Source organism: Nakamurella leprariae, assembly GCF_016918035.1.
Taxonomy (GTDB): domain Bacteria; phylum Actinomycetota; class Actinomycetes; order Mycobacteriales; family Nakamurellaceae; genus Nakamurella; species Nakamurella leprariae.
The window spans coordinates 117550-140760 of the sequence record NZ_JAERWK010000010.1; the positions used below are offsets into that span (position 1 = coordinate 117550).

The following is a 23211-nucleotide window of genomic DNA, read 5'->3' on the forward strand; positions in this document are numbered from 1 at the left end:
GAGGTGTGCCTCATGTCGACGACGGACGCGGAGATGGTGGCGCGCCGGTTGGGGGTGCGGCGGGCGTCGGTGATCGCCGCGTGCCGGCGCGCTGGCCGCCCTGATCTGTCGGAGCGGTTCTTCCGCCCTGAGCCGCACAGCAGCGGCCAACTCAAGAGATGGGGGTGCGCATGACCGTGCACCGATGGGGTTCGTGGATCCGTCTCAACAACGAGAACGTCGGCATCCCCGTGCCCGAAGCTGGTTACACCTACAGCGTCCCTGTGCACGAACTGTTGGACGCAGCCGGAGCCGCATTCTGGCTGTCGCACCTGTCCGAGAAGGGATGGGTCACGACAGCTGACCTGAGCGCGCTCCGGACGGTCATCGCCGACCTGCGGGACGAAGCCACGGAGGCGTCCGTCTGATGCCGTACTTCCTCGTGGACGACAACTTCCGGGAGCACCCGAAGGTGCTGCGCATCCCGCGCCGGCAGCGGGAGTCGGTGTGCGGCACCTGGGTGCTCGCGGGGAACTGGTCGGCCGCGAAACTGACCGACGGTGAGATCCCCGATTACATCGTGGAGGAGTTGGGACTGTCGCGGCGGAACGTCGAGACGCTCGTTTCCGTCGGACTTTGGGAGGAAACCGAGCAGGGTTACCGCTTCCACCAGTGGGCCGAGAACGGGCAGCCCGTGCGGGAAGTCGTCGAGCAGAAGCGCGAGGACAACCGCGAACGACAACGCCGTTCAAGGGGAAACCGCAGGTCAGAAGGTTCTGTCACGCGTGACAACCCCGTGACACCCCCTGTGACTCACGCGTTAGTCACAAACCCGCGGCACGGTGACGAAAGCGTGAGTCACAACCCCCACTCCACTCCACTCCACTCCACTCCTATAACTACCCCCCAACCCCCCTCAGACGAGGGGGGCGAGATCGACCCATTCGAACCCGATCCGCCCTCGCTGCTGCCCGTCCAGCCCGCACCCGACCGCACCGTCAAGCGGACCCGGGGTACCCGCGTCCCGGAGCCGTTCGTGATCACCCCGGAGATGCGCGCCTGGGCGGCCGAGAAGGTCCCCGGCGTCGACGTCGACCAAGCCACCGAGCAGTTCGTCGACTTCTGGCGCGGTCTCGGCGGTACGAGGGGCTGCAAGGTCGACTGGGTCGGGACGTGGCGTAACGGGATGCGTTACGCCGCTGATCGTCTATCCGCCCGCCGCGCCGCCGTTGTCGGGGCTCGCCCGGCCGCGGTCCGACAGTTCCGGGGGTTCCAGGAATGACCACGCTCGTGCAGGACACGATCTCCGAGTGCGCCCTCCTCGGCTCGGTCTTGATCGAACCTGACATCGCTCTGCCCGCCTTGCGGATGCTCGACCCGGACGAGTTCGCCCAGGCCCGTCACGCGTCCCTCGCCGCGCTGCTGATCGACATGTCCCGCCGCGGCGACGCGATCGACCCGATCCTGGTCGCCGAACAGGTCCGGGCCCGCGGCGAGTTCGTCCAGCAGCTCCCGGCCAGCTACCTGCTGTCGCTGTCCGGTGGCGTCGTGCAGCCCCGGTACGCCGCGGAGTACGCCGCGAATGTGCGTCGCGCCGCCCGGATGCGTCAGGCCCGCACCACCGCCATGGACCTCGCGCAACGCCTGGACGCGATGGCCGACACCGGCGAGTTCCACAACCTCGACGAGCTCCTCGCCCACGGCGTCGACGCGTTCGCCGGGATCCCCGACCAGCTTGACCAGGCCGTCACGACCTTGCCGCCGACGCTGGACGACGTCATGGCCACGGAAGTCCACGAGCAGTGGCTGATTCCAGGCCTGCTGGGCCGTGGGGAACGGGTCGTGATCACCGGCCTGGAGGGGCAGGGCAAGTCGGTGATGCTGCGGCAGGTCGCCGCGTGCACCGCCGCCGGTCTGCACCCGTTCACCCTGGAACGGGTCGCCGACCCCGCCCGCGTCCTGCACATCGACCTGGAGAACAACCTGGTCCAGTCGAAGATCGGGTACGCGATGATCATCCCGGTCATCGACCGGATCCTGCAGTCCCGGTCGTGGCGGTCGAACCTGCGGATCGCGCTCCGACCCGAAGGCATCGACCTCCTCGCCGCTGACGCCGTGTGGTTCTCCCGGCAGGCCGCCGCCACGTCACCGGACCTGATCGTGTCCGGGTCGCTGTACCGCATGGCCCTCGGCAACCCGAACAGCGAGGAGGACGCCCGCAAGGTCGTCTCGGTCCTCGACCAGGTCCGCACCCGCCACAACGCGACGCTGCTGCTGGAGGCGCACGCCGGTCACGCCACCACCGGTGCCGGCGCCCGCGCGATGCGCCCCCGCGGGGCGTCGCTGTGGATGGGCTGGCCTGAGGTGGGTCTGGGCATGACCCGCCACCCCGACGACCCGGGAAAGAAGCGCATGGAGCTGGCGATGCTGGAGCCGTGGCGCGGAGCCCGCGTGGACCGGGACTGGCCGGAGGAGATCCGACACGGCAACCCGGCGCACCGGGAGTTGCCGTGGATGCCCCGGGACGCGGAGAACTACTACGCGGAGCTGTCCGAGAATCGGCGGGCCGCTGCATGAGCGACCTTGAGACCCGAGTCCTGGCTGCGGTCGCCGAGTACGGCCGCACCCGTGAGGCCGTACTCGCGGCGACGAACTGCCTGGACCGAGGGCAGGGGTCCTTCTCGGAGATGCGGGTCCGGAACGGGGCGTGGCTGGCCGCGCGGGACCGGCTCGACCAGCTGGCCGGCGAGTACGTCCTCGCGCGGGCGTGGTCAGCGTGAAGCGCTCCGGCCCCCTCCCCCGGATCACGCCGATGCGCCGGTCCCGGATGTCCCGCCGCCCCACCGCACGGCTGGCCGCGTCGAACCGCGAGTGGCGCGAGACCGCCCGCGACGTCATCCTCGCCCGCGACCAGTGGCAGTGCATCGTGTGTGGCCGGCTCACCCGCCTCGCGCACCACCGGGTGCCGCGGCAGATGGGCGGCCGCACCCACGACCCCGACGTGCACTCCCCCGACCGCGGGATCGCGGTGTGCCAACGCCACCACGACCGCATCGAAACCCTGGAACGGGCGGACGCGTACCGGTGGGGGTGGCTCGTCCCATCCGGCATCGACCCGGCCACGTGGCCGGTGTACTACCAGGCCGAACACACCTGGTACCTCCTCGACCCCGCCGGCCGCCGCCACCAGGTCGCCGCCGATGTCGCTCTGGGAAGGGTCACCCCGTGACGTGGAAAGTGTGCCCGGCATGCGCCCGCCGCGAAGCCAGCGTGATCGCGGAGGACTGCCCGATCTGCCAGGGCCAGGGCCGCCTCGAACTCGGCCGGCCCGCCCTGGCGCAGGCGGCCCGCACGGGCGGCCCGGAGGCCGTCGCCCTGGCCGTGGACTACGCCCTGGAGGTCCAGGCCCGCAAGGACCTCGCCCCGCAACACCCGGACTGGCTGCGTGCCCGCACCAACCTCGCCCGCGTCGTCGCAGCACTCCGGGCACGGGGTCTCCTCGCCCCCACCCCCTCACCCATCGACCCCAGCAGCGTGTTGCCGGCGCAGCACCCGAGGCCGCCGATCGAGCAGGTCCGCGCCACCGCCAAGCACCTCACCCCCGGGTATCAGCGCGGCGACCATGAACGGCTCTACGCCCCCGCCCCCTGCCAGTACGGCCCCGACGAGCGCCCGACCGAGCACGGCGGCATCCCCGGATTCAGTGCGGCCGGGTTCATCGCCCACCTCACCCGCGTGTGCGACCCCGTGGATCCCGTGGACCCGCACACCTCGACCCGGCACCGCGCCCAATCCCGGGACCGTCAGGGCCGCTTCGCGAAGGTCCTCGTGTCCGCCGCCGCCCTCGACCAAGCCCTGTTCTGACCCCCGCCCGCGACACCGCGGGGGTCCCCCGACCACACCGACAACCGTTGGAGCATCAACGCCATGGGACCAACCACCAGCAGCGTCGCCGAGCGGATCCGGTCCGCCGCCGACACGCCCCACCCGATCAGTGATCAGGCCATCGCCACACAGCTCGGGATCCCCGCCCGCGTCGTCCAGGCAGTCCTCGGCCACACCGGGATCTCGCCCCTCGTGGCGCACCCCCGACCCGACCGCGACTTCGACGACATCATCGACGGCGTGTCAGCGGCCACTCAGCGGGCCCGTCGCGCCGCCCGCACCCCGTGCGGCACCGTGCCCGGGTTCCGCTCCCACCGAGCCCGCCAAGAAGACCCCTGCACCGACTGCGCCACCGCGTGGGCCGAACGGATCCAGGACCTCCCCCCGATCGAGCACGGCACCCGCAACGGGTACGTCGCGCACTACCGGCGGAACATCCCGTACTGCCAGCCGTGCCGTGACGCGCAAACCGTGTATTCCCTCGGCCTCCGCACCCGGACCGCCGCATGAGCGCCCGCCGGATCTACCGCATCCACGTCATCAGCAACGGCGGCGACTACCCACGCAAGTTCATCCCTCCGGACGACGCCTGGATCGACCCAGACACCGGGTACCCCGGCGAACGCCGATTTGTCCCGCCCTCGGTCGGTGTCTACCCGCGGCACTTCCTGTCACAGTCCGGCGCCCAGGAGCGTCGCGACATGCTCGAAGCCAACGGCTGCCGGGCATGGGTCGAACGGTCCAACCCCATCGAGTTCCCCTCGGAGGACCAGTCGCGGTACACCGTCGAACTCGGTGGGCAGACGTTCAACCAAGCGCAGTGGGAAGCGATCGACCGATACATCGACGCCCGCCTCACGCACCATCAACCACCGACCACGGACAGCGCCGCATGACCGCCCGCGCGTCAACACAAGGGCGAGTCAACAAACGCGCCGGGAACACCACCGGCCGCGGACGCAAGACCAGCCGCACCGCCATCGAAGAACGCCGCCGCGCCGCCGAAGCCGTCCAGCTCCGCGCGCAGGGCTACACGCACCAGCAGATCGCCGACGAGCTGGGCTACCGGGACCGCTCCGGGGCGCACCGCGCGATCTCCGGGGCGTTGGCCGCGGTCGAGTCGGAGTCCGTCGAGGAGCTGCGGAAGGTGATGGACGACCAGCTCGACACCGCGATGCGGCAAGTCCTCCCCCTGGTCCAGGGCGAACCGAACCTGGGGTGGCTCACCGACCTGGACACGGAGTCGATGACGCCGCAGCAGTTGGACGAGCTCGCGGAGCGCGTCGCCGGCCTGATCGAGGACAAGCTCGAACTCAGGTTGAAGGCGGTGGATCGGCTGGTGAAGATCCAGGAGCGGCGGGCGAAGCTGCACGGGGTGGACGCCCCGATCCGCACCGAGGTGAGTGGTGATGGTGTGCCGTTCCAGGTTGTGTTGCCGGCGGCCGCGTTGATGCCGGGGGACGTGAAGTGATCGCGATCATCGCCGCAGACGAGGCCGACATGGACGCCGTCGACGAGACGGTGTTCCCGCTCCCGATGGGCACGCCGATGGTCGTGCGCGACGTCGAGGCATGGCTGGCCCAGCCGCTCTACGACGAGCAGGGGCAGTTCGCCGACGTCATCGCCACCAAGAGGGCGAAGCAGCATCCCCAGTTCGATGAGGTGTGGCAGATGTTGGCCCGGCACGTCGCCGGCCGGTTCCGCTGCTGGTGCGACGCCCCGATCAACCCGCGGACCGGGGCGTGCCTCGCGGTGCGGGGTGTGCACCCGATGCCCGAGGACGATGCCCCGTGAGCGCCGTCGAGGGGTTCCCCGACATCGGGTACGTCGCCCGGGCCGCAGCCGAAGTGACCGCCCCGTTGGTCACTCGCATCCCCGGATGGGTCGCTCCCCCGTTGAAGTCGAACGACCGCCTCCACCACATGGCCGAACACCGCGTGAAGGCGTCACTCCGGGCGGACGCCGGGTGGGTCGGCCGCTCCCGGCAGGTCCGCGCCAAAGCCCGCGCGGACGGGTGGACGTTCCCGATCGACTACCCCGTCGAGGCGTTGATCGTGTGGGAGGTGACGGATCGGCATCGCCGCGATGCCGGCGCCTCCACCCCCACATTGAAGGTGTGGCTGGATGGCCTCCGTGATGCGGGGATCCTCGCCGATGACCATCACGGGATCGTGGTTGAGGAACGCGCCCGGGTCGAGGTCGGGGACCGCAGGGGTGTGCGGATCGAGCTGCACCGGGTCGAGCCCGACGATGCCGCCGCTCGTTGAGACGTGGCAGTACGGCGACCCCGGCCGCCCCTACGTCCCCGAACCACCACAACACGCCGCCCACCAGGCGTACGACGCGAAGGAGCTGCTGTACGGCGGCGCGGCCGGCGGCGGGAAGACCGAGTTCCTCATCGCCGCCGCCGTGTTCCTGGCCCTGCGGATCCCGGGGTCGGCGTCGATCATCTTCCGGCGCACGTTCCCGGACCTGAAGCGCACGATCATCCCGCGGATGCTCGCGAAGATCCCGAAGACCGTCGCGACCTACCACCACACCGACCACACGTGGACGTTCAAGAACGGGTCCACCATCGAATTGGCGTATCTCCGCAAGGAGACCGACGTCCTGAACTACCAGGGCGCCGAATACCAACTCATCATCTTCGACGAGCTGACGCAGTTCACCGAGTTCCAATTCGACTACATGGCCACCCGAGCCCGAGCCGCTGGCGCGGTCCTCGCCCTGATGCAAGCCGCGGGTGTGTCGTCGCGGATCATCGGGACCACGAACCCCGGCGGCCCGGGACATCACTGGGTCAAAGCCCGCTTCGTCGACCCCGCCCCCTGGGGCGCCACGTTCACCGTCCCGCCGACGAAGGACCAACCGAAACCCCGCACCCGCAGGTTCATCCCGGCGAAGCTCGCGGACAACCCGCACATGGACCCGTCCTACGAGGACACCCTGGACGCGATCCCCGACCCGGACCTGCGCCGCGCCCTCCGCGATGGCGACTGGGATGTCCTGCAGGGGGTGCGGTTCAAGCAGTGGCGCCGCGCCCTGCACGTGGTTGACGCCGGGATGATCGATCTGCCGTTGGTGGACTACCCGCGGATCGTCGCGGTCGACTGGGGCATCGACGCCCCGTGGTGCGCGCTGTGGATGGGGCTGCTCCCGGACGGGCTGGTCTACGTGTACCGGGAGCTGTACCAGGCTGGGCTCACCAGCGAGGAGCAGTGCCGGGCGATCCTCGCCGCCGAGGCTGAGGGTGAGCGGGCGGAGGGCCGGCCCCTGCCGTTGATCATGGACCCGGCGATGTGGGCCCGCCAGCACACCAGCGGGTCGGAGAAGCCGCTGGACCCGGACACCCCACCACCCGGGTCCGTTGCGGCGACGTATCGGCGGTTCTTCGGGCCGTCGATGCGGAAGGCGAACAACTCCCGGATCGACGGGTGGGCCGCCATCGACGAGCTGCTCCGCGTCCGCAGGGACGGCTTGCCGCGGCTGCTGGTGTCGGAGTTGTGCCCGAACCTGATCCGCACCCTGCCGGCGTTGCCGAGGTCGACGAAACGACCGGAGGACGTCGACACCGACGCTGAGGATCACGCGCCGGATGCGTTGCGGTACGGGGTGATGGAACTGGCGGGTGGTGGGAAGCGGCGGGTGACGACGACGGTGACCAGGAGGGCCGCGCCGCCGGTGACGGGAAGTCTGGCGTCGACGGCGTTCTGACCCCTTGTAAATACCGCGCCGCGCGGTAGTATTGCCGCATGGACACCACCACCAAGGCGCCGACCGGGTGGGTGGTCACCGCCGACAGCGACCCATGGGTCAGGTCCCACTTCACCGACCCCACCCAGGCCAACGTCTACGCGTCCGACCTCAACACGCGCGGGCACCACGGCATCCGCGTCACCCCAACCCAACAGCAGGAGACCGCATGTTCACCGTCGCGTTGATCATCGCCGCCTGGTTCGCGCTGTGCGCCGGGCTCATCGCGCTCGCTCGGGGGGCGCGTCTGGCCGACGAGATCGAGTTGCAGCAGCAGGATCGTGAGGACGCGGCGTGGTGCGAGGCGCACGCCGTGAACCAGCCGATCCCGTTCGAGTTGACCGACACCGGCCGGACCGCCGCATGAGCGCCATCCTCGACAGCATCGCCCCGGTCATGACCGGTCTCGCCGGCCTGGCGACCGCCACGGTGCTCCTGTTCATCACCCGTCGCCAGGACCGCCAGATCAGCGAGCTGCGCGACGAGATCACCGCGGTTCGCCAGGGCGACCACCACCGGGTCGACGGCACCGAGTGCGCCGTCACGTCCCAGATCCACGGCTCGGATCCGTTCGGTCCGTGCTTGCACTGCGGCCACTTCCACCAGATCGACGTGCCGTGCGGCCTGTGCCAGGCCGAGATCGGTCAACGCCGGCTGTCCTCCTGAGACCTGCCGGGTGGGCGTCAACCGCAGCAGCCCCGGGGCCGCGTACACCCGGGCGCTGCACGTATGGCCGTCGGCGGGTGACCTCCTTTCGGCCCGTGTCATCGACGCGACCAGCGCCCACCCGGCAACCAACCCACCGAGAGGGACCACCCGATGAGCGACAAGCCCTGCATCTTCTGCGAGATCGTCGCCGGCCGAGAGCCCGCGGACGTCGAAATCGAGTACGCCGCGACGATGGTCATCCGGCCGCTCCGGCCGGTCACCGGCGGGCACGCCATCGTGATCCCGCGCGAGCACGTCACGGATGCGCTCGCGTCCCCGATCGTCACCGCGCTGGTCGCCGGGGACGCGGCGGTCTACGCCGCCGCCAGAGCGTTCCGCTGGGACGGCGTCAACCTGATCACCAGCGTCGGCCAGGCCGCGACCCAGACCGTCCGGCACCTGCACGTGCACGTGGTGCCCCGTCGCACCGACGACGGACTGCACCTTCCGTGGACCGGGCAGCAGTGACCCGCACGGTGGTGTGCCGGCACAACGTCATCGACTGCCTCGGCCACGGCATGCGCTGCGCCCTCTGCGGCCGGATGATCAACCGCACCGACGAGCCCGACCCGTGTGTGGTGTTGGGGCACGAGTGGCAGAACGGCGAATGCGTCCACTGCTCGGCAGCCGTGGGTCAAGAAACTACGGGTCGATAACGACCATGTCCATCTTCCTGGTCCTGCTCCAGCAAGGTGCGCGCCGCCTGACACGATCGCCGGGTGAACAACTGGCTCGTGCCGGCCGCAACAACCGTCGCGGCGATCATCGCGTTGATCGGCGTCCTGATCGTCGGTGACCTGATGACGGCGCGCGGACGTCTTCGGCGCCGTCTCGACCGAGAGACACAGATCCTCGAACGGCTTCCCGCCTCATCGGAAGCGCGATGGGCACTCGAGATCGTGATCGCCGAGGACTCGTCGCGACTGGCGATCGTCGTTCTCCACGCGCCGTTACGGCGGCGTCTCCTGCGTCGGCTGTTGATCGGTCTGACGATCCAAGCGGCTGCCGCCGTCTTCATGCTCCGACTCGGCCCTCCACGCGAAGCGCCGTTCCTCCTCCTGTGGGTGGGCGGAGTCGTCTACTCGATCGGTGCCTTCATCACCGTCCTCGCCGGGAGGGCCTACCGCCGGTACCGGTTCAAGTTGAAGCGTCTGGTTGCTGTGGCTGTCGACGACGCCGAGAAGGCGTACGACGACAAGGTGAACGAACGCGCGGCGAGGACGGCGGACGCGACAGGCCACCGGCCGCCTCCCCCACGGCTCGGACCGCGCCGCCGAAACTCGACCAATGACCGCCCCGCTGCGCCCCGCCGCCGTCCCCACCGGTGAACTCGGCCAGCCCGGCAACCTCCGCGCCCGCACCACCACCCGCGGCCGCACCGAGTACGCCCCCCAACCCGCCGAACAGAACTGGGAACTCACGTTCCCCCACTCCGTCCGCGTCTACGACCAGATGCGCAAGACCGACGGGCAAGTCGGATCCGCGCTCAACGCCATCGTCCAACCCATCCTCGACGCGCCCTGGGACCTCGACACCATCGGCGTGAAGGCCGACGTCGCCCGCTTCGTCCGCGCCGAACTCGGCCTCCCGGGCCCGGGGAAGCCGTTGGAGCGGCGCCGCCGCGGGCAGGCCGGCATCGTGTGGACCGAACACCTCAAAGAAGCCCTCCTCTGTCTCGCGTGGGGGTTCGCCCCGTTCGAACAGACCTACGAGGTCACGATGCCCGGCGACCCCGGGCACCCCGACGACACCGACCGGCCGGTGGTGCATCTGCGGAAGCTCGGCGCCCGCCTCCCCTCCACCCTCGACCGCATCGAGGTCGCCCGTGACGGTGGCCTCGTCGGGATCTGGCAGAAACCGATCGCCGGGGACTGGCAGGCCACCTGGGGCCAAGGCACCCAGCCCGGCCGGGACCAGGCCGGGAACGTCCTGATCCCCGTGGACCGGCTCGTCATGTACGTCAACGGCAAGGAGGGCGCCGACTGGACCGGCACCAGCATCCTGCGGAACGCGTACAAGCACTGGCTGATCGCCGACCAGCTCATCCGAGTCGACGCCCAAACCGTGGAACGCAACGGCATGGGCCTGCCGATTGTCGAGTACCAGGACCCCGCCGACCGCGCGGACGCCGAGGACATGGTGCAGCAGATCCGGGCCGGCGCGACTGCCGGGATCGCCTACGAACGGGGCCGGTTCTCCGTGTCGCTGCAGGGCGTGTCCGGGACCGTCGTCGACGCGCTCCCGAAGATCACCGCCCACCAGCAGGCCATCACCAAGTCCGTCGGCGCGATGTTCCTCGACCTCGGGCACGACGCCGGCGCCCGCTCCCTCGGGGAGACGTTCGAGCAGTACTTCGTGCGGATCCTGCGGTCGTGGGCGAAGACCGTGATCGCGTCGACCGCGACCGAGCACATCGTGCGGGACCTCGTCGAACGGAACTGGGGCCCCGACGAGGCGTACCCGCGGATCGTGCCCGGCGACATCAACACCGAGCAGCTGTCCCCGGAGCAGCTCAAGACGCTCACCGAGGCCGGGTTGTTGGTCGCGGATGATGGGATGAAGCAGCACGTCCGGACCCGCTGGTCCCTCCCCGAGCCCGACCCGGAGGAGGAACAGGACGAGCCGGCCGCACCAGCGAACCCTTTCCAGCCCGAGCCGGAACCCGTTGACCCGGTCACCGGTGAACCGCTCCCCAACCCAAGTCCGGACGGGCAGCAGCGGAATCCGTTCCAGCCGGTCGCCGCCGCCCAATACGCCGCCGGGGTCACGACCAGTACGCGGGCGACCCGGCGGCGCGGTTCACCAGCGTCCCGGTGAACAAGCTGCACCGGCCCGAGGCCGTGCTCACGACGGAGGAGTCGGACGCGTTCGTCGCGCGCGCGAAGGCCGACGCCGCCGGCCGCTCCGGCGGGGACATCGTCATCCAGCCAGGCGCGATCGTGATCAACGTGCCGCCCGGCACCACCGACCCGACCGCGATCGCGGATGCCGTAGAGGAGGCCGTGATCCGGGTCATGCGGCAAGCACGGGAACGGAGCCTGACCTGATGGTGGACAACCAGGCCGTCGCGGTGCGCAGCAACATCCGGCACGGCTCCCGAGTGGCGATGCTCACCGACGAGCAAGGCCGCCTGTGGTCGCTGCACATGACCCCGGAAGGCGCGCAGCTCGGCGGGATCGCCCCGATCTTCGGGGAGGCCAGCCGGCAAGGGCTGCAACCGCTGATCGGCGTGCAGGAGAAGCAGCTGCGGACCCTGTCGTTCCGGCACACCATCACCCACCGCTCCGACGTGTGGGGCGACGGCGTGTCCACGGTCCTGACCGTGCTGCTGATCGTCGCGAACATGGGCATCAAGCTCCGCCCGCTGAACCTGTCGACGTTCGAGGACCCGGGCGGCTGGTGGTACTGCACCGGCCTGGACATCGAGATCACCGAGCGGCTCCCTGATCAGCAGCCCAAGCGGGCCACCTTGTCGTGGTCGTTCAAGGAGGCCATCGACGAGCGTCCGGAGATCGCCCGCCCGGCGCCGCCACCTCCCCCGCCTGCGCCGCCCGCCGCGCCCGCCTCGCCGGCGCCGGTGGGGACGAAGTACACGGTGAAGGCCGGGGACTCGTTGTGGCGGATCGCGGAGCGCCTGCTGGGTGACGGCACGCGGTGGCGGCAGCTGTACGACCTGAACCGGGAGCGACTGAACCTGAAACCACCGGAGATGTTCAAGGGCTTGCTGACGGTCTGGATCTACCCCGGCCAGATCCTCGACATCCCGCCGCGGTGACCTGATGGCCTCCGGCGTCTCACAGAACGGGTGGGCTCTCGATCCGGCCACCCGCAGTTACCCCGTCCCCGGGGCTGGTGTGTCGCTGACGCTCGTCGCCGACGACGACGCCGCGACGATCCTGCTGTACTGCGCCGCCGCGTTCCACGTGTCGGTGGCGCCGTTGAAGGCCGCGCAGTGCGGCGGGTACGACAAGCGCCCCATCGGCGGGCTCGGCGGCACCACCAGCAACCACCGGTCCGGCACCGCGGAGGACCTGGACTACAGCGACTTCCCGCAGGGCGTCCGGCGGATGACCGCGCAGCAGCGCGCCGCGTGCAACGCGATCGAGCGGAACTGCGAAGGCGCGATCCGCTGGGGCGGCAACTACGGCGGCTCGTCCCTGGTCGACGAGCAGCACTTCGAGATCAACACCACCGACCGGGCGTTGCTGCGCCGCGTCGCCCAGAAGGTCGCGTCCGGCGGGGTCGGCGCGGGGGTCGGGTCGGCCCTCGCCCCGGCCGGTGTTCCCCTGTCGATCCCGGCGCTCGCCGGGATCACCCCGCTCGGCGGAGCCAGCACCAGCGCCGGTGCAGCGGCCGTGGAGAAGCCGCTCCCGCAAGTCGGGCCGGTCACGCCGGTCGCCCTGATCCCGCTCACCGGGGCGCCCCTGGTCGAGGCGGACAACCGGCTGTCCGAGATCCGCGTCGACGGCGCCGGCCTCACCTCGAACATCACGCGGCGGGTCACCCGCGCTTCGCTGTCCTACTCCTCGCAGGAGGTCACGCAACTCGCCCTCACGATCCAGGACACGCCGGACGCGGCGATCGTCGCGTCCGGACTGTTCGACCAGGGCGCCAACATCGACTTCGGTGACCAGCACATGGAAGTGCGGAAGCTGGACATCACCGGCGGCGCGCACGGCCCGGTGCTGGAACTCGCCGCCCGGTCCCGGGTGATCTGCGACCTCAAGGGGCCGCGGCACTCCGGGGAAGGCACCTGGGGCGAGATGGACATCTCGCAGTGGGTGACCGACCGGGCGCGGGAAGCCGGCGCTGCCGCCCTCGTCCAACCCGGCCTCGGCGCGCAGGCGATCACCCGGCAGGCGAAGCAGTCGACGTGGGACGTCATGGCCGACCTGGCGCAGATCGTCGGCGCCTGGTGCTACGAGACCGAGCAGACGATCTGCTTCGGGCGGCCGTCGTGGCTGGCGAACCTCCCCGGCCGGCTCGGGTGGGACCTGTGGTGGGAGGCGTGGGACCGGTACTCCCCTGGCCTGGCCGGCATGCCGGAGTACACGTGGTCCCCGGACAGCGACGAGGAGATCCTGACGGTGCGGCTGCTGTCCGGGGACGCGGACAAGGCCCGCCCCGGGCAGGTCGTCACCCTCACCGGCCGGCTGGGTCGGGCGAACGGAGCCTGGGTGATGCGGGACGTGCGGCCGCCGTTGACCCGGATCGGGCCGGTGGTCGTGGTGTGCGGCCGACCCGTCGACCCGGAACCCCGCGGCGGTACGGGGAGCGTGTCGTGATGCTGGTGGACATCGTGGAGGCCGCCGCGGCGTGGCGGCGATGCACCGTCGCCGCGACGCCGGAGGCCGCGGACTGGGCGTGCCAGGCCGCGGGGTCGTTCACCGGCGTGGACCTGCTGACCCGTCTGCTGCCGGCTGGTGTCGAGGTCGGGGCGTGGCTGCCCACCTGCGAGCCCTTGTCCGTCGCGGAGGCGTTGACGGCTCGGTGCGCGGTGCTGCAGTTGACGTCGGGACGGTTGGCGGTGGTGGCCGCGCCCGGTGTCGTGGTCGAACCGGCCGGGCGCCGGTGGGCGGCCGTCACCGGTCCGCCCGCGACCCGCTATGCGTCGGCGTGGTGGCCGGCGACCGTGACCCGCACCCTGAGGAGCCGCTGATGCTGCCACCGCCGAAACCGCCGCCGCTGCCGACGACCGCGCCCGCGTTCCTGTGGCGCGGCACCGTCACCCAGTTGGAGCCGTCGCTGACCGTGGCCGCGCCGAAGCTCGCCGGGCACGACCAGGGCGTCCCCGGCTGCGAATCCGCCGTGTTCGACCCGGCGCTGCAGGTCGGTGACCGGGTGTGGGTCGCCGCCGTCGAAGGCGACCGGATGCGGTTCCTGGTGCTGGCCCGACGCGCCTGACCGTCCCACCACACCCCGCGACGCGCGGTGACCATGCCGGGCATGGCCGACCTCCTCGTGTTGCCGCTGCGCCTCGCCCCAGACGGGGCGTTCCACACCGCGGCGCAGGGCAGCGACGAGCAGATCACCGACCAGATCGCCGCGACCATCGGCACCGCCATCGGGGAACGCCCCATGTGCTGGCCGTTCGGCATCGCCGACCCCACGTTCGACGAGCTCACCAAAGCCGACGTGCAGGCCGCCGTGTCCCGCTTCGGCCCGGACGGGGTCGTGATCGACGCGGTCACCACCACGTGGACCGACGCCACGACCGCTGCCGCTGCCGTCGAATGGTCCCGCACGTGACCAGCCCGAACCCGGACCTGCCGGCCGCGGTCGATCTCACCCTGCATGACGTGTCCGAGCGGGACCTCGTGCAGGCCGCGGTCGACGCGATCCGGGTCCGCATCCCCGACTGGGTCCCGCAGGAAGGGCACGTCGAGGTCCTGCTGATCGAGGCGGCCGCGCTGCTGATCGGGCAGTACTCGTACGGCCTGAATGAGATCCCCCGCAAGGTCCTGGACGGGGTCATCCAACTCGACGGGGTGTCCCGGCTGCCGGCGATCGCCGCGGGCGGCACCGTGCAGGTCACCATCGCCTCCACCACCTCGGGGATCAAGCTGCTCCCCTGGGGGTCACGGTTCCGGGTCGCGTTGGGTGATGGGACGAGCATCGACCTGATCAGCGATGAGCAGGTGCAGATCAACCCGGCGAACGGGCTCACCGCGACCGTGCACGTCACCGCCGAGTACCCTGGCGCCGCCGCGAACGGGGTCCCGGCCGGGACCGCGGTGCAGACTGTGGATGTCGTGCAGTGGGTCGAGTCGGCGCAGCTCGCGTCGGCCCTGGCTGGTGGCGCGGACGCCGAATCGGACGCGGTGTTCTACGCGCGGGCGGCGGCGATCCGGCGGCGCCGCACCGACACGCTGGTCACCGCGGAGAATTTCGAGACCGCCGCCTTGGACGTGCCGGGGGTGGGCCGGGCCAAGGGGTTCTCGCTGTGGGACGGCACCGGCGCCCCCGGGACGGATCTGGGGCATGTCACCGTGGTCGTCGCCGCCCCGGACGGCACCGAGGTCACCGGTCAGGTCGCCGCCGCCGTGCAATCCACCCTGTCGGGGAAGTCGGTCGCCGGCCTGCAGATCCACGTGATCGACCCGGACTTCCAACCGTTCGGCATCGGGGTGCAGATCACCCTCGCCCCCGGCTACACCGAGGCCGCCGTCGCCGCCGCCGTCCAAGCAGATCTGCAGGCGTGGTTGGCGCCGGCAGCGCGGCCGTGGGGTCAGCGGCTGTGGGAGAACGAAGTCGTCGTCCGCGTCGGCCAGGTCCCCGGCGTGGCCCGGGTCGTCGACATCACCGGGCCCGCGATCGCGATCACCGCGCCGTCGCCGATCATGCTGCCGCAGTCACCGATCCCCGTGACCGTCACGGTCGTGCCCTGATGGCCGGGTTCGAGCGGACCCCGCCGAACCTGCTCCCGGTTGACGCGGGCGACGGTGGGCAGGCGGTGATGCGCCGCTGGTTCCGGTTCAGCGACGGGCAGGTCGCGGCGGACAACGGGCAGGGCGGGGTGATGCTCGGCGAGGACGAAGGCGTGTCGACCTCGCCGATCACCGAGAACGTCGCGCCGCTGCCGATCCCGGTGACGCCGGGCGAGACGTACACGGCCGGGGTGTCGTGTGACGGGCTCGTGATCATCGCGATGCAGTGGGTCGGTGAGGACGGTACCGTCGCCGCGCGCGTCTTCGGGTGGGGCGTGCGCCGCGCCGCGGTCACCGCGACGTGCCCGGCGAACATCACCGGTGTCATCGTCGCCGTGTTCAATCCGACGTTCACCATCACCGCCATCACCGGCGGTGTGTTGACGGTGGACTACTACCGGCCCCTGCAGTGGCCCGACGCGCCCGCCCTGATCGTGGGGGTCGAACCGCCGGGGCCGATCCTGATCTCCGATCCGGTCCTGGCCCGCACCCAGGTGGATCCGGGGCCGGTGCCGCCGACGGTCGCGGACACCAGCTTCGGCGCGTACTGGTGGGCGTCGCTGCCCCGCATGTACCGGGACACCGACGAGGATCGGGTGCTGCGCCGGTACCTCGCCGGCGTCGGGGCGGCCGCGGACCAGGTCAGCGCGGTGCGGAACCGGCTCGACGCCGGGGACCTCACCAGCCCGGCCGCCGCGGACGACGCGTGGGTGCCGTGGCTGGCGCAGGTCGTGGGTGTCCCGGTGTCGACGGCCGCGGAGACCCGCCGCCTCCTGATCGCCCGTGGCCAGTCCCCGGCCGTCGGGACCCGCCCCGCGCTCGCCGCGCTGGCCCAGACGTACCTGACGGGGACGCGGCAGGTGTCCGTGGTCGCGTCGAGCGAGCCGTGGACGATCCTGCTCCGCGTCCGCGCTGACGAAGCCGAGTCCGCCGGCGGACCCGAAGGGGTCGTGGCGAAAGTCCTGGCCACGGGGCAGGTCCCGGCTGGGTTCACCGTGCGCGTGGACACGGCGCAGCAGACGTGGGACCAGATCGACAGTGCCGTGCGCGTCTCGGGTGGGAAGTGGGCCGGCATCGACGGCCCCACGCAACGGTCGTGGGCGTTCGTCGACTCCCTGGGGTTGCCGTCCGACGGGTCCACCCCACCACCCGACCCAGATCCGGAGCCGGGTGAGTCGAACGGGTACGGCACCGCGCCGTACGGCACCGGCCCCTACGGAACCTGAGGAGCAGCACCGTGACCGGTCCCCTGACCTACACCCCGCCCGCCGTGTCCACCGAACCCGGCGAGGACAAGTGGGGCGTCGCGGTCAACGCGATCTTCCTGGCCATCAAGGCCGCGGTGAACGAGCAGGACGACGACGTTGCCGCCGCCCTGGCCGCTGCGCTCGCCGCCCAAGCCGGCGTCGGTCTGCGCATCACCGAGCGGTCCACCTCAGGCACCCTGGACCCGCAGGTGGACGGGGACATCGTGCTGTGCACGAATACCGGCCCGATCACCCTGATCGTGCCGGACGACTGGCCGGCCGCGTCGGCGCTGGAAGTCATCGCCCGCGGCACCGGGACGGTCACCATCGCCGGTGAATCAGGCATGGCGATCACGGCCGAACCGGCCGCGGCGGCGCTGACCACGGATCACCGCAACCAACGCCTGCACCTGCTGCGCCTCCCCGGCCTGACGGTGGATGAGGTGCCGGGGACGGTGCTGGCCGAGTGGTGGGCCGATGACGTCGCCTCCACCACCCCGAACGCCGCGATCGCGTCGGTGCCGTCCGGGAACGGTGTCCCGGCGTTGACCGGCGCGTCCGGAACGCAGCCGACCCTCGTGCTCGACGCAGGCGGCACCGGCCGGAAGGCGCTGTACTTCAACGGGTCCAGTCAGTTCCTGTCGTTGAGCGGCGCCGCGTTGGACATGCTGCGGGCCCGCGCGAAGGTCACGCTGATGGTCGTCGTGCGGTACCCGTTCACGCCGGCCGCCTCCGGCGCCCGGGCCCTGTTGGAGATCTCGACTGCCGATCAGACGAAGTCCCGCCTGTACTGGCACGCGCGGGGCACCGACGGGAACGTGCAGGCCGGTGGCCGCCGCGACGACGCCCAGACCTCGGCCAGCGGCGTCGTCGGGTCTGCTGGGCCGTCGACGGCGGGGATCTACGCGTACACGCTGGAGTTGGACTTCACTGCGGCCGCCGCGGACGGGTACGTCAACGGCACCAAGGTGCTGGATGCGGCGTTCTCCACCGCGGGGGCGGCGACGTCGGACACCCGGTCGGCGCGGGGCAACATCGGCGCGAACCTGGCCGGCACCGCCGCGTTCTGGCAGGGCGAGTGGTTCGGGATGGCCGCCGTCGCCGGGGTCGGTGACGATCAGCGGAAGTTGCTGCACACCCTGGCCAAGCAGCGGTTCGGCGCGGCCACCGTGGACGCGCTGCCCGGTGCGGAGACGCTGGTCACTGGTGGGGCCGTCGCGTGAAGCGTGGCGTGGCCCTGTCCCGACGCTCGTCCGGGTTGTACGTCCCGGCCGGGAGCGGGAGCGTCACCCCGCCGCCGGGGCCGGCGGGGCCGAACGCGTACAACGCGCAGGGCGTGTGGGTCGGCGACCAGATGCCGGGCGGCCCGCCGCCTGGGTATCAGACGGTGTTCGCGGACGACTTCACCGGTCCCCGCACCGGGTTGAACCGTCCGGAGTACGCGAACTACCTGGGCACGTACAACAACTCGTTCTCCGGCGCGAACCCGGACTCGTCGTGGTGGGACGGGTCTCTGGTCGAGGTCGTCGACGGGGTGCTGCGGCACTCGCAGATCGTGCGCACCCGCGCCCACAAGGACGGCAAGGTTGACCGGCGTATCGAGTCGGGCACTTCCACCCTGTGGGGGATGCCGCCGACGGCGTTCCCGCAGGTCACGATGCTCGCCCGCACCTACGGGCCGTTCGCGTTGGAAGGGATCGTCGGGACGGTCCTGATGCTGTGGCCGTACGGCGACAACTGGCCCGCCGGCACCGAAATCGACTACCTCGAAGAGTCCGCGCTGGGCCGGGGCCGGTCGAACTTCCACTGGGGCGCCGACTGGCCCAACCACCAGCAGACGGGGTTCCGGGAGTGGGCGATCCCGAACACCGGCACCCGCACCGCCTACAACCTGTTCGCGGCGCGGATCCTGCCGTCGGGGCATCCGAGTAGCCCGTTCCTGACCGAGGTGTGGTGCAACGGCGTCCGGGTCACCACGTGGCTGCCGCCGGTCGACTTCCGGCAGACGTGGCCGATGCTGGGGATCAACCAGACCGAGGGGTACATCGCGGACAACGCGAACCCCACCTGGTTGGGCCCGACCGGCACGCAGGTCATGGACAGTTTGGAGCCGCACGGCAAGCAGCCGTTCTTCGACATCAAGTGGATGCGGGTGGACAAGCCGGCGGCGTGATCACGGAGCGACGACACCCCGGCGGGTCCCACCAGCGGTCCGGGGTGGCCCGCACGGTGTGACCCGTGACGACCACCTCTTCGCCCCGGTGGGGCTTCCCCATGGCCACCGCGGGGTCCGATCCGTGGCCGGAACGCCAAGGGTGGATGGACAAGGTCCTCAAGCCCCTGGAGGAGCTCGGCGCGCAGATCGTCATCGGCACCACCGCGCAGCGCCCGCAGGCCGGGGTTGGGAAGCGGTTCTACTTCGACACCAGCACGCAGCGGCTGTACCTGGACACTGGGTCGGCGTGGGTTGAGATGTCCCCGGTCGGGTCGAACACCGACCCCGCCGCCCTGGAGTACGGCGCCGCGGTGAAACGCGGGAGCAGCCGCACCGCGGCACGTGGCGATCACACGCACTTCATCCCGTCGACGGTGGTCTCGCACGAGCTGGTGATCGCCGGCACGCCGCCTCCGTCGGTTGGGCGGCTGCGGTGGGCGTTCTTCCATCGGATCGTGCAGGCGGGAGGCGGCGGGGGCGGAGTGCTCGGCGACCTGAACCCGTTCGGGGAGTTCTCCCTGCCCACGCCGTTCACCAACGGTGTCGTGCACGCACGGGCGGAGTCCATCGACCCGGACTCCGCAGGCGGCGCCATCTACGTGTCCCGCGCCGGCACGGAAGCCAACTGGACCACCGGCAGTCCCGGCTACGTGCGGTTCCGGGCGTTCCAGCGGGGCAACCCGAACCAGCCCGAGGCAGTGGGCCCGATGCGGCTGCAGCTCGCCGTCTGCGGCTGGTGACCGTCGTGGTGTCCACCCAACCCGGGCCATCGAAGATCCTGCGCTGCATCACGCTGCTGGCGATCACCGCGATCTACGCCCGCGTCGCCCTGCTGTACGCGCCGGGCGCCGAGACCCGCCTGACGAACCCGCTACCCGCGGCGCTGCGGGACGTGTCCGGGCCGGTCCCCCTGAGCGTGTACGCAGGGCTGTGGTTGTGCTCGGCTGTCGTCGTCGCGGTCCTCGCCGTCCGACCGGTAACGCCATGGACGGGGAAGCGGATCACGGCCGCGCTGCTGGGCGCGGTGACGATGCCGGTGGCGTGGGCTTGGTTCTACCTGATCGGCTGGGGGATCTCGGGATTCGGATCGACCGAATGGAACTCGGCCGTGCTCTACGGGGGGTTGGCTGTGGTCACCGGGTGCGTCCTAATCGGATGGCCAGCCGCGGCGGGGAGTCGACGATGACGGACACCGCGTTCCTGTCAGCGGTGCTGGGTGTGCTGGTCACGCTTGGCGGGATCGTGTGGGCCGGCGTGAGGTTCAAGTCGGCCGACTACGGCAACCTGCAGAAGGACATCGAATCGCTCCGCGACAGGCTGCACGAAGTCGAGACGGAGATGCGCGCCAACGAGGTCCGGCACCGCATCGAGATCAATCACCTCGACACCGAGGTCCTCGAGCTCCGCCGCGGCATCGAAGCCGGCACCATCCCGCCGTTGCCGCCGCGGAAGCCGTGGCCTGCGCTGCCCAGTGCGCCGGCGGCCGCGTCGTGACCGGGTATGAGACCACGCTGCGGGTGGTCCTGCTGGCCGCGTCTGGGGTCGCGTTCGTCCTCACCGCGGTGGTGACCGCGCCGCGGCTGCGCAAGACCCATCCCGCCCGCCTGCCGCGCAGTGAGGTCCTGGGCCGCGGTGGACTGCTCGCCGTGATCTTCGGTGTCGGTTTGGGCGCGTTCAGCGTGCTGCAGGACTGGCCGGACGTCATCCGCTTGGGCGTGCTGCTCACCGGGACGGCGTGGGTGATCGCGGCGGCCGTGTTCGCGTGGGTTGACCGCAGCGACACCGGACGCGTCCCACCGTCGAAGCGGTGACCGCGGTCCCCTCAGTGCATGGCTGACGTGCTGCACACCGACGACCCGACTGCTGAGGTCGTCATGCCCGACGGGCGGGTGATCCGCAACCTCACCGCCGAGGAGTACCAGGCGTCGCTCGCGGAAGCGGCTGCCGCCGACGATGGCTCCCACCCGCACGGCCCGCCGCCGGACGTGATCGCGGCCGCGCTGGCTCGTCTCGGCGAGGACTGACCGGTGCCGATCGAGAAGCTGCACACCGACCTCACCGGCACGCTCAAGGGCAAGACCTGGCCGACTGGGCGACCGCGGGTTGGGTTCGTGCACTGCCTGCAGGCCCCTCCGAAGAAGGGTCTGGGCCGGGAGCTGGTGCAGTGGGCCAAGAGCGAGGGCGTTTCGCCGCATTGGGTGTCCGACCCGGGCGGGGCGTACCTGTGGCTGCCGACCACGCAGCAGGGTGCGCACGTCGGCGGCGGCAACCCGTACGGCGTCGGGTACGAGGTCACCGGGTACGCGGAGTGGGATCGGTCGACGTGGCTCGCGCAGGGCATGGACGGGCTTCGCTGGCAGGCGTATTGCATGGCCGTCGACTCCGAGCGGTGGGGTCTGCAGCTTGAGTGGGGGTCGCTGGCCGAGCTGGCGCGGGCTGTGCCGAAGTTCTATACGCATAACGACTCTCGTCTGGTGTTCAAGGGGACCACGCACTACGACCCGTCCACGGGCTATCCGTACGACGTCGTCATGAAGATGGCCAACGAGTGGCGGTACGGCGCGGGCGTGAAGGTGCCCAACCCCACCCCGCAGGCGCCGATCGGTTCCGGCTCGGGTGGTGCGGAGCCGGCGACGTGGTGGCAGCGGGCTGCTGCGTCGTACGGGTCGCTGGCCGACGCGATCGTCGAGGCAGTGCGGGCGGCGTGATGCCGACTCTCGACGAGGCGCAGGTCCGGAACTTCCGGGCCGCGATGGCCACTACGTACGCGTGGGCAGCCGAGCGCGGCCAGGACCCGGTCCAGCTCGCCGAACGCGTCGCGTTCGGGATGTGGACCGAGGGCCGCGGCTGGAACTGGGCGAACGACGGCCGCAACACCAGCCGCAGCCCCGGTGTCACCCCAGCGGTGGCGGCGATCCTGCGGCGGTCCCTGGACCTGCCGCACGACAAGGTCGGCAGCAACGGTCGATCGACGGGCCCGCTGCAGCAGTTGTCGTCCGATGTGGGCGGCGGCTGGGGCGACATGGCCGGAACGATGGACATTGCCACATCGGTCCGCCGGTTCCTCGCCGCGCTCAAGGTGACCGACACCCCGGTCTATGCCGGGACGCTCGTCACCCCGACCGGCAGTCGCCGCGTCGAGATCCGCCTGTCCAGTCCGGTCGCAGCGGACGTGCTGCGTGTTCAGCAGCCTCTCGCGGACGAGGCGGAGTCCAGCAACTACAGCGCCGCGCAGGTCGCGGTCGCGCAGCAGATCGCGGCGGCATACCGGCCGACCGACCTCACCAGGAAGAAGGGGCTCATCGTGGCCGAGTACACCAAGGAAGAGTTCGAGCAGGCGATCGACTCCATCGCCGGCAAGAGCCGAGACGCGACGTGGCGCGCGAGTGTCGGCAAGGGCTTCGCCGCGGAGGACTACCTGGTGTCGGCGGCGGTCGCCGCGCAGAGCAGCGACGCCAAGCTCGATCAGGTCCTCGCGGCACTCGCCGGACAGCGGGACTTCCTGTCGGACCTCGTGACCGGTTCCGTGGTCGTTCGTTTCGGTCACGGCGGCGGCATCGCCCGCGTCGACATGGGCACGAAGCGGTGGCGCGGGTACGGCTCGATGGACGAGCTGTGGGCCGACGAGAAGGCCGTCGTCGATGCCGGCGGCACGGTCATCGCGATCGGCCAGGTCGAGGACCCGGCGGCCCGCGGGTGGGTGTCCGAATGAGCATCTTCACCCGGGTGTTCTGGAAGGACGCCGTCGAGCGGTCGTTGCGGACCGGCGCGCAGAACATCGCCGCAACGTGGTCGGCCGCCGGGGTCGGCTCGCTCATAGGTGTGGACTGGAAGGCCGCGGCCAGCATCGCCGGCTTCGGGATCCTCTACTCGCTCGTGACGTCCGTGGCTGCAGGCGCACTGACCAACACCGAGGGTGCGTCGCTGGTGGTCGAGGCGGTCGACCCGCCCGGCAAGCACGCCGCCGACTGACCACCCTGCTCTGATCCCTTGGAGG

Annotated in this window: 36 protein-coding genes; all 36 read left to right on the forward strand. The window is 71.0% G+C overall.

Translation table 11 applies throughout. From position 1 onward, the window contains the following. The first annotated feature begins 170 nt into the window (after positions 1-170). The 36 genes from JL106_RS08120 to JL106_RS08295 all read left to right on the forward strand — a co-directional run bounded on the left by JL106_RS08120 (position 171) and on the right by JL106_RS08295 (position 23186). Positions 171-407, forward strand: a complete 237-nt coding sequence (locus JL106_RS08120) for a hypothetical protein (protein WP_205260198.1) — start codon at positions 171-173, stop codon at positions 405-407. Continuing rightward, positions 407-1261, forward strand: coding sequence for a hypothetical protein (locus JL106_RS08125; RefSeq protein WP_205260199.1), 855 nt, complete (start codon positions 407-409; stop codon positions 1259-1261). The genes JL106_RS08120 and JL106_RS08125 overlap by 1 nt, the downstream gene beginning before the upstream one ends. After that, entirely contained in the window at positions 1258-2556 is a 1299-nt protein-coding gene (locus JL106_RS08130) for an AAA family ATPase (RefSeq protein WP_205260200.1), read from the forward strand. The genes JL106_RS08125 and JL106_RS08130 overlap by 4 nt, the downstream gene beginning before the upstream one ends. Beyond that, positions 2553-2759 (forward strand): hypothetical protein, encoded by a 207-nt coding sequence (locus JL106_RS08135; RefSeq protein WP_205260201.1) that lies wholly within the window; start codon positions 2553-2555, stop codon positions 2757-2759. The genes JL106_RS08130 and JL106_RS08135 overlap by 4 nt, the downstream gene beginning before the upstream one ends. Before the next feature lie 32 nt (positions 2760-2791). Then, complete coding sequence (locus JL106_RS08140) at positions 2792-3208, forward strand: HNH endonuclease (RefSeq protein ID WP_205260202.1); 417 nt, start codon at positions 2792-2794, stop codon at positions 3206-3208. Between the two features lie 41 nt (positions 3209-3249). Beyond that, positions 3250-3843: a hypothetical protein gene (locus JL106_RS08145; protein ID WP_205260203.1), complete on the forward strand. Its 594-nt coding sequence runs from the start codon at positions 3250-3252 to the stop codon at positions 3841-3843. A 63-nt stretch (positions 3844-3906) separates the two neighbouring features. Beyond that, the gene (locus JL106_RS08150) at positions 3907-4374 is read left to right on the forward strand and encodes a hypothetical protein (protein ID WP_205260204.1); all 468 of its coding nucleotides are present in this window, start codon (positions 3907-3909) and stop codon (positions 4372-4374) included. Continuing rightward, complete coding sequence (locus JL106_RS08155; RefSeq protein ID WP_205260205.1) at positions 4371-4760, forward strand: hypothetical protein; 390 nt, start codon at positions 4371-4373, stop codon at positions 4758-4760. The genes JL106_RS08150 and JL106_RS08155 overlap by 4 nt, the downstream gene beginning before the upstream one ends. Beyond that, positions 4757-5335, forward strand: a complete 579-nt coding sequence (locus JL106_RS08160; protein ID WP_205260206.1) for a hypothetical protein — start codon at positions 4757-4759, stop codon at positions 5333-5335. Before JL106_RS08155 ends, JL106_RS08160 begins: the two co-directional genes overlap by 4 nt. Beyond that, positions 5332-5658 (forward strand): hypothetical protein, encoded by a 327-nt coding sequence (locus tag JL106_RS08165; protein ID WP_205260207.1) that lies wholly within the window; start codon positions 5332-5334, stop codon positions 5656-5658. The genes JL106_RS08160 and JL106_RS08165 overlap by 4 nt, the downstream gene beginning before the upstream one ends. A 101-nt stretch (positions 5659-5759) precedes the next feature. Then, entirely contained in the window at positions 5760-6131 is a 372-nt protein-coding gene (locus tag JL106_RS08170; RefSeq protein WP_205260208.1) for a RusA family crossover junction endodeoxyribonuclease, read from the forward strand. Further along, entirely contained in the window at positions 6115-7578 is a 1464-nt protein-coding gene (locus JL106_RS08175; protein WP_205260209.1) for a terminase large subunit domain-containing protein, read from the forward strand. The genes JL106_RS08170 and JL106_RS08175 overlap by 17 nt, the downstream gene beginning before the upstream one ends. 38 nt (positions 7579-7616) lie before the next feature. Then, the gene (locus tag JL106_RS08180; protein WP_205260210.1) at positions 7617-7805 is read left to right on the forward strand and encodes a hypothetical protein; all 189 of its coding nucleotides are present in this window, start codon (positions 7617-7619) and stop codon (positions 7803-7805) included. Further along, positions 7787-7984, forward strand: a complete 198-nt coding sequence (locus JL106_RS08185) for a hypothetical protein (protein ID WP_205260211.1) — start codon at positions 7787-7789, stop codon at positions 7982-7984. Before JL106_RS08180 ends, JL106_RS08185 begins: the two co-directional genes overlap by 19 nt. After that, a complete protein-coding gene (locus tag JL106_RS08190) occupies positions 7981-8283 on the forward strand; it encodes a hypothetical protein (protein WP_205260212.1) in 303 nt (100 codons plus the stop codon). Before JL106_RS08185 ends, JL106_RS08190 begins: the two co-directional genes overlap by 4 nt. Positions 8284-8436: 153 nt before the next feature. Continuing rightward, a complete protein-coding gene (locus JL106_RS08195; RefSeq protein ID WP_205260213.1) occupies positions 8437-8793 on the forward strand; it encodes an HIT family protein in 357 nt (118 codons plus the stop codon). Positions 8794-9044: 251 nt separating this feature from the next. Beyond that, positions 9045-9653, forward strand: coding sequence for a hypothetical protein (locus tag JL106_RS08200; protein WP_205260214.1), 609 nt, complete (start codon positions 9045-9047; stop codon positions 9651-9653). After that, entirely contained in the window at positions 9613-11142 is a 1530-nt protein-coding gene (locus tag JL106_RS08205; RefSeq protein ID WP_205260215.1) for a phage portal protein family protein, read from the forward strand. The genes JL106_RS08200 and JL106_RS08205 overlap by 41 nt, the downstream gene beginning before the upstream one ends. Further along, positions 11139-11372: a hypothetical protein gene (locus JL106_RS08210; RefSeq protein WP_205260216.1), complete on the forward strand. Its 234-nt coding sequence runs from the start codon at positions 11139-11141 to the stop codon at positions 11370-11372. Before JL106_RS08205 ends, JL106_RS08210 begins: the two co-directional genes overlap by 4 nt. After that, positions 11372-12100, forward strand: coding sequence for a LysM peptidoglycan-binding domain-containing protein (locus JL106_RS08215; RefSeq protein ID WP_205260217.1), 729 nt, complete (start codon positions 11372-11374; stop codon positions 12098-12100). Before JL106_RS08210 ends, JL106_RS08215 begins: the two co-directional genes overlap by 1 nt. A 4-nt stretch (positions 12101-12104) precedes the next feature. Further along, positions 12105-13610, forward strand: a complete 1506-nt coding sequence (locus tag JL106_RS08220) for a M15 family metallopeptidase (protein WP_205260218.1) — start codon at positions 12105-12107, stop codon at positions 13608-13610. Next, positions 13610-13984, forward strand: coding sequence for a hypothetical protein (locus JL106_RS08225; protein WP_205260219.1), 375 nt, complete (start codon positions 13610-13612; stop codon positions 13982-13984). The genes JL106_RS08220 and JL106_RS08225 overlap by 1 nt, the downstream gene beginning before the upstream one ends. Then, positions 13984-14229 (forward strand): hypothetical protein, encoded by a 246-nt coding sequence (locus JL106_RS08230; protein ID WP_205260220.1) that lies wholly within the window; start codon positions 13984-13986, stop codon positions 14227-14229. The genes JL106_RS08225 and JL106_RS08230 overlap by 1 nt, the downstream gene beginning before the upstream one ends. Before the next feature lie 42 nt (positions 14230-14271). Continuing rightward, positions 14272-14574, forward strand: a complete 303-nt coding sequence (locus JL106_RS08235) for a hypothetical protein (protein ID WP_205260221.1) — start codon at positions 14272-14274, stop codon at positions 14572-14574. Beyond that, positions 14571-15713, forward strand: coding sequence for a baseplate J/gp47 family protein (locus JL106_RS08240; protein ID WP_205260222.1), 1143 nt, complete (start codon positions 14571-14573; stop codon positions 15711-15713). The genes JL106_RS08235 and JL106_RS08240 overlap by 4 nt, the downstream gene beginning before the upstream one ends. After that, a complete protein-coding gene (locus JL106_RS08245) occupies positions 15713-16978 on the forward strand; it encodes a hypothetical protein (protein WP_205260223.1) in 1266 nt (421 codons plus the stop codon). The genes JL106_RS08240 and JL106_RS08245 overlap by 1 nt, the downstream gene beginning before the upstream one ends. 11 nt (positions 16979-16989) lie before the next feature. After that, complete coding sequence (locus JL106_RS08250; protein WP_205260224.1) at positions 16990-18222, forward strand: hypothetical protein; 1233 nt, start codon at positions 16990-16992, stop codon at positions 18220-18222. Next, a complete protein-coding gene (locus JL106_RS08255; RefSeq protein ID WP_205260225.1) occupies positions 18219-19172 on the forward strand; it encodes a hypothetical protein in 954 nt (317 codons plus the stop codon). The genes JL106_RS08250 and JL106_RS08255 overlap by 4 nt, the downstream gene beginning before the upstream one ends. 65 nt (positions 19173-19237) lie before the next feature. Beyond that, positions 19238-19954 carry a hypothetical protein gene (locus tag JL106_RS08260; RefSeq protein WP_205260226.1) on the forward strand — a complete coding sequence of 239 codons (717 nt, stop codon included), beginning with the start codon at positions 19238-19240 and terminating at the stop codon, positions 19952-19954. After that, positions 19951-20400, forward strand: a complete 450-nt coding sequence (locus JL106_RS08265) for a hypothetical protein (RefSeq protein ID WP_205260227.1) — start codon at positions 19951-19953, stop codon at positions 20398-20400. The genes JL106_RS08260 and JL106_RS08265 overlap by 4 nt, the downstream gene beginning before the upstream one ends. Continuing rightward, entirely contained in the window at positions 20397-20708 is a 312-nt protein-coding gene (locus JL106_RS08270; RefSeq protein ID WP_205260228.1) for a hypothetical protein, read from the forward strand. Before JL106_RS08265 ends, JL106_RS08270 begins: the two co-directional genes overlap by 4 nt. After that, positions 20705-21025, forward strand: coding sequence for a hypothetical protein (locus JL106_RS08275; RefSeq protein WP_205260229.1), 321 nt, complete (start codon positions 20705-20707; stop codon positions 21023-21025). Before JL106_RS08270 ends, JL106_RS08275 begins: the two co-directional genes overlap by 4 nt. 18 nt (positions 21026-21043) lie before the next feature. Then, positions 21044-21238, forward strand: coding sequence for a hypothetical protein (locus JL106_RS08280; protein ID WP_205260230.1), 195 nt, complete (start codon positions 21044-21046; stop codon positions 21236-21238). Between the two features lie 3 nt (positions 21239-21241). Next, on the forward strand, positions 21242-21922 hold the full coding sequence (locus tag JL106_RS08285) for a hypothetical protein (protein WP_205260231.1): 681 nt from the start codon (positions 21242-21244) through the stop codon (positions 21920-21922). Positions 21923-22119: 197 nt separating this feature from the next. Beyond that, positions 22120-22926 (forward strand): hypothetical protein, encoded by an 807-nt coding sequence (locus tag JL106_RS08290; RefSeq protein ID WP_205260232.1) that lies wholly within the window; start codon positions 22120-22122, stop codon positions 22924-22926. Continuing rightward, complete coding sequence (locus JL106_RS08295; RefSeq protein ID WP_205260233.1) at positions 22923-23186, forward strand: holin; 264 nt, start codon at positions 22923-22925, stop codon at positions 23184-23186. The genes JL106_RS08290 and JL106_RS08295 overlap by 4 nt, the downstream gene beginning before the upstream one ends. Positions 23187-23211 lie beyond the last annotated feature (25 nt).

Coding starts and splice junctions, on each gene's coding strand:
- JL106_RS08220 (WP_205260218.1), top strand. CDS start 12,105: ATGGCCTCCGGCGTCTCACAGAACGGGTGGGCTCTCGATCCGGCCACC.
- JL106_RS08235 (WP_205260221.1), top strand. CDS start 14,272: ATGGCCGACCTCCTCGTGTTGCCGCTGCGCCTCGCCCCAGACGGGGCG.
- JL106_RS08180 (WP_205260210.1), top strand. CDS start 7,617: ATGGACACCACCACCAAGGCGCCGACCGGGTGGGTGGTCACCGCCGAC.
- JL106_RS08215 (WP_205260217.1), top strand. CDS start 11,372: ATGGTGGACAACCAGGCCGTCGCGGTGCGCAGCAACATCCGGCACGGC.
- JL106_RS08230 (WP_205260220.1), top strand. CDS start 13,984: ATGCTGCCACCGCCGAAACCGCCGCCGCTGCCGACGACCGCGCCCGCG.
- JL106_RS08175 (WP_205260209.1), top strand. CDS start 6,115: ATGCCGCCGCTCGTTGAGACGTGGCAGTACGGCGACCCCGGCCGCCCC.
- JL106_RS08205 (WP_205260215.1), top strand. CDS start 9,613: ATGACCGCCCCGCTGCGCCCCGCCGCCGTCCCCACCGGTGAACTCGGC.
- JL106_RS08120 (WP_205260198.1), top strand. CDS start 171: ATGACCGTGCACCGATGGGGTTCGTGGATCCGTCTCAACAACGAGAAC.
- JL106_RS08190 (WP_205260212.1), top strand. CDS start 7,981: ATGAGCGCCATCCTCGACAGCATCGCCCCGGTCATGACCGGTCTCGCC.
- JL106_RS08295 (WP_205260233.1), top strand. CDS start 22,923: ATGAGCATCTTCACCCGGGTGTTCTGGAAGGACGCCGTCGAGCGGTCG.
- JL106_RS08135 (WP_205260201.1), top strand. CDS start 2,553: ATGAGCGACCTTGAGACCCGAGTCCTGGCTGCGGTCGCCGAGTACGGC.
- JL106_RS08270 (WP_205260228.1), top strand. CDS start 20,397: ATGACGGACACCGCGTTCCTGTCAGCGGTGCTGGGTGTGCTGGTCACG.
- JL106_RS08150 (WP_205260204.1), top strand. CDS start 3,907: ATGGGACCAACCACCAGCAGCGTCGCCGAGCGGATCCGGTCCGCCGCC.
- JL106_RS08140 (WP_205260202.1), top strand. CDS start 2,792: ATGCGCCGGTCCCGGATGTCCCGCCGCCCCACCGCACGGCTGGCCGCG.
- JL106_RS08225 (WP_205260219.1), top strand. CDS start 13,610: ATGCTGGTGGACATCGTGGAGGCCGCCGCGGCGTGGCGGCGATGCACC.
- JL106_RS08125 (WP_205260199.1), top strand. CDS start 407: ATGCCGTACTTCCTCGTGGACGACAACTTCCGGGAGCACCCGAAGGTG.
- JL106_RS08245 (WP_205260223.1), top strand. CDS start 15,713: ATGGCCGGGTTCGAGCGGACCCCGCCGAACCTGCTCCCGGTTGACGCG.
- JL106_RS08130 (WP_205260200.1), top strand. CDS start 1,258: ATGACCACGCTCGTGCAGGACACGATCTCCGAGTGCGCCCTCCTCGGC.
- JL106_RS08185 (WP_205260211.1), top strand. CDS start 7,787: ATGTTCACCGTCGCGTTGATCATCGCCGCCTGGTTCGCGCTGTGCGCC.
- JL106_RS08155 (WP_205260205.1), top strand. CDS start 4,371: ATGAGCGCCCGCCGGATCTACCGCATCCACGTCATCAGCAACGGCGGC.
- JL106_RS08195 (WP_205260213.1), top strand. CDS start 8,437: ATGAGCGACAAGCCCTGCATCTTCTGCGAGATCGTCGCCGGCCGAGAG.
- JL106_RS08160 (WP_205260206.1), top strand. CDS start 4,757: ATGACCGCCCGCGCGTCAACACAAGGGCGAGTCAACAAACGCGCCGGG.
- JL106_RS08280 (WP_205260230.1), top strand. CDS start 21,044: ATGGCTGACGTGCTGCACACCGACGACCCGACTGCTGAGGTCGTCATG.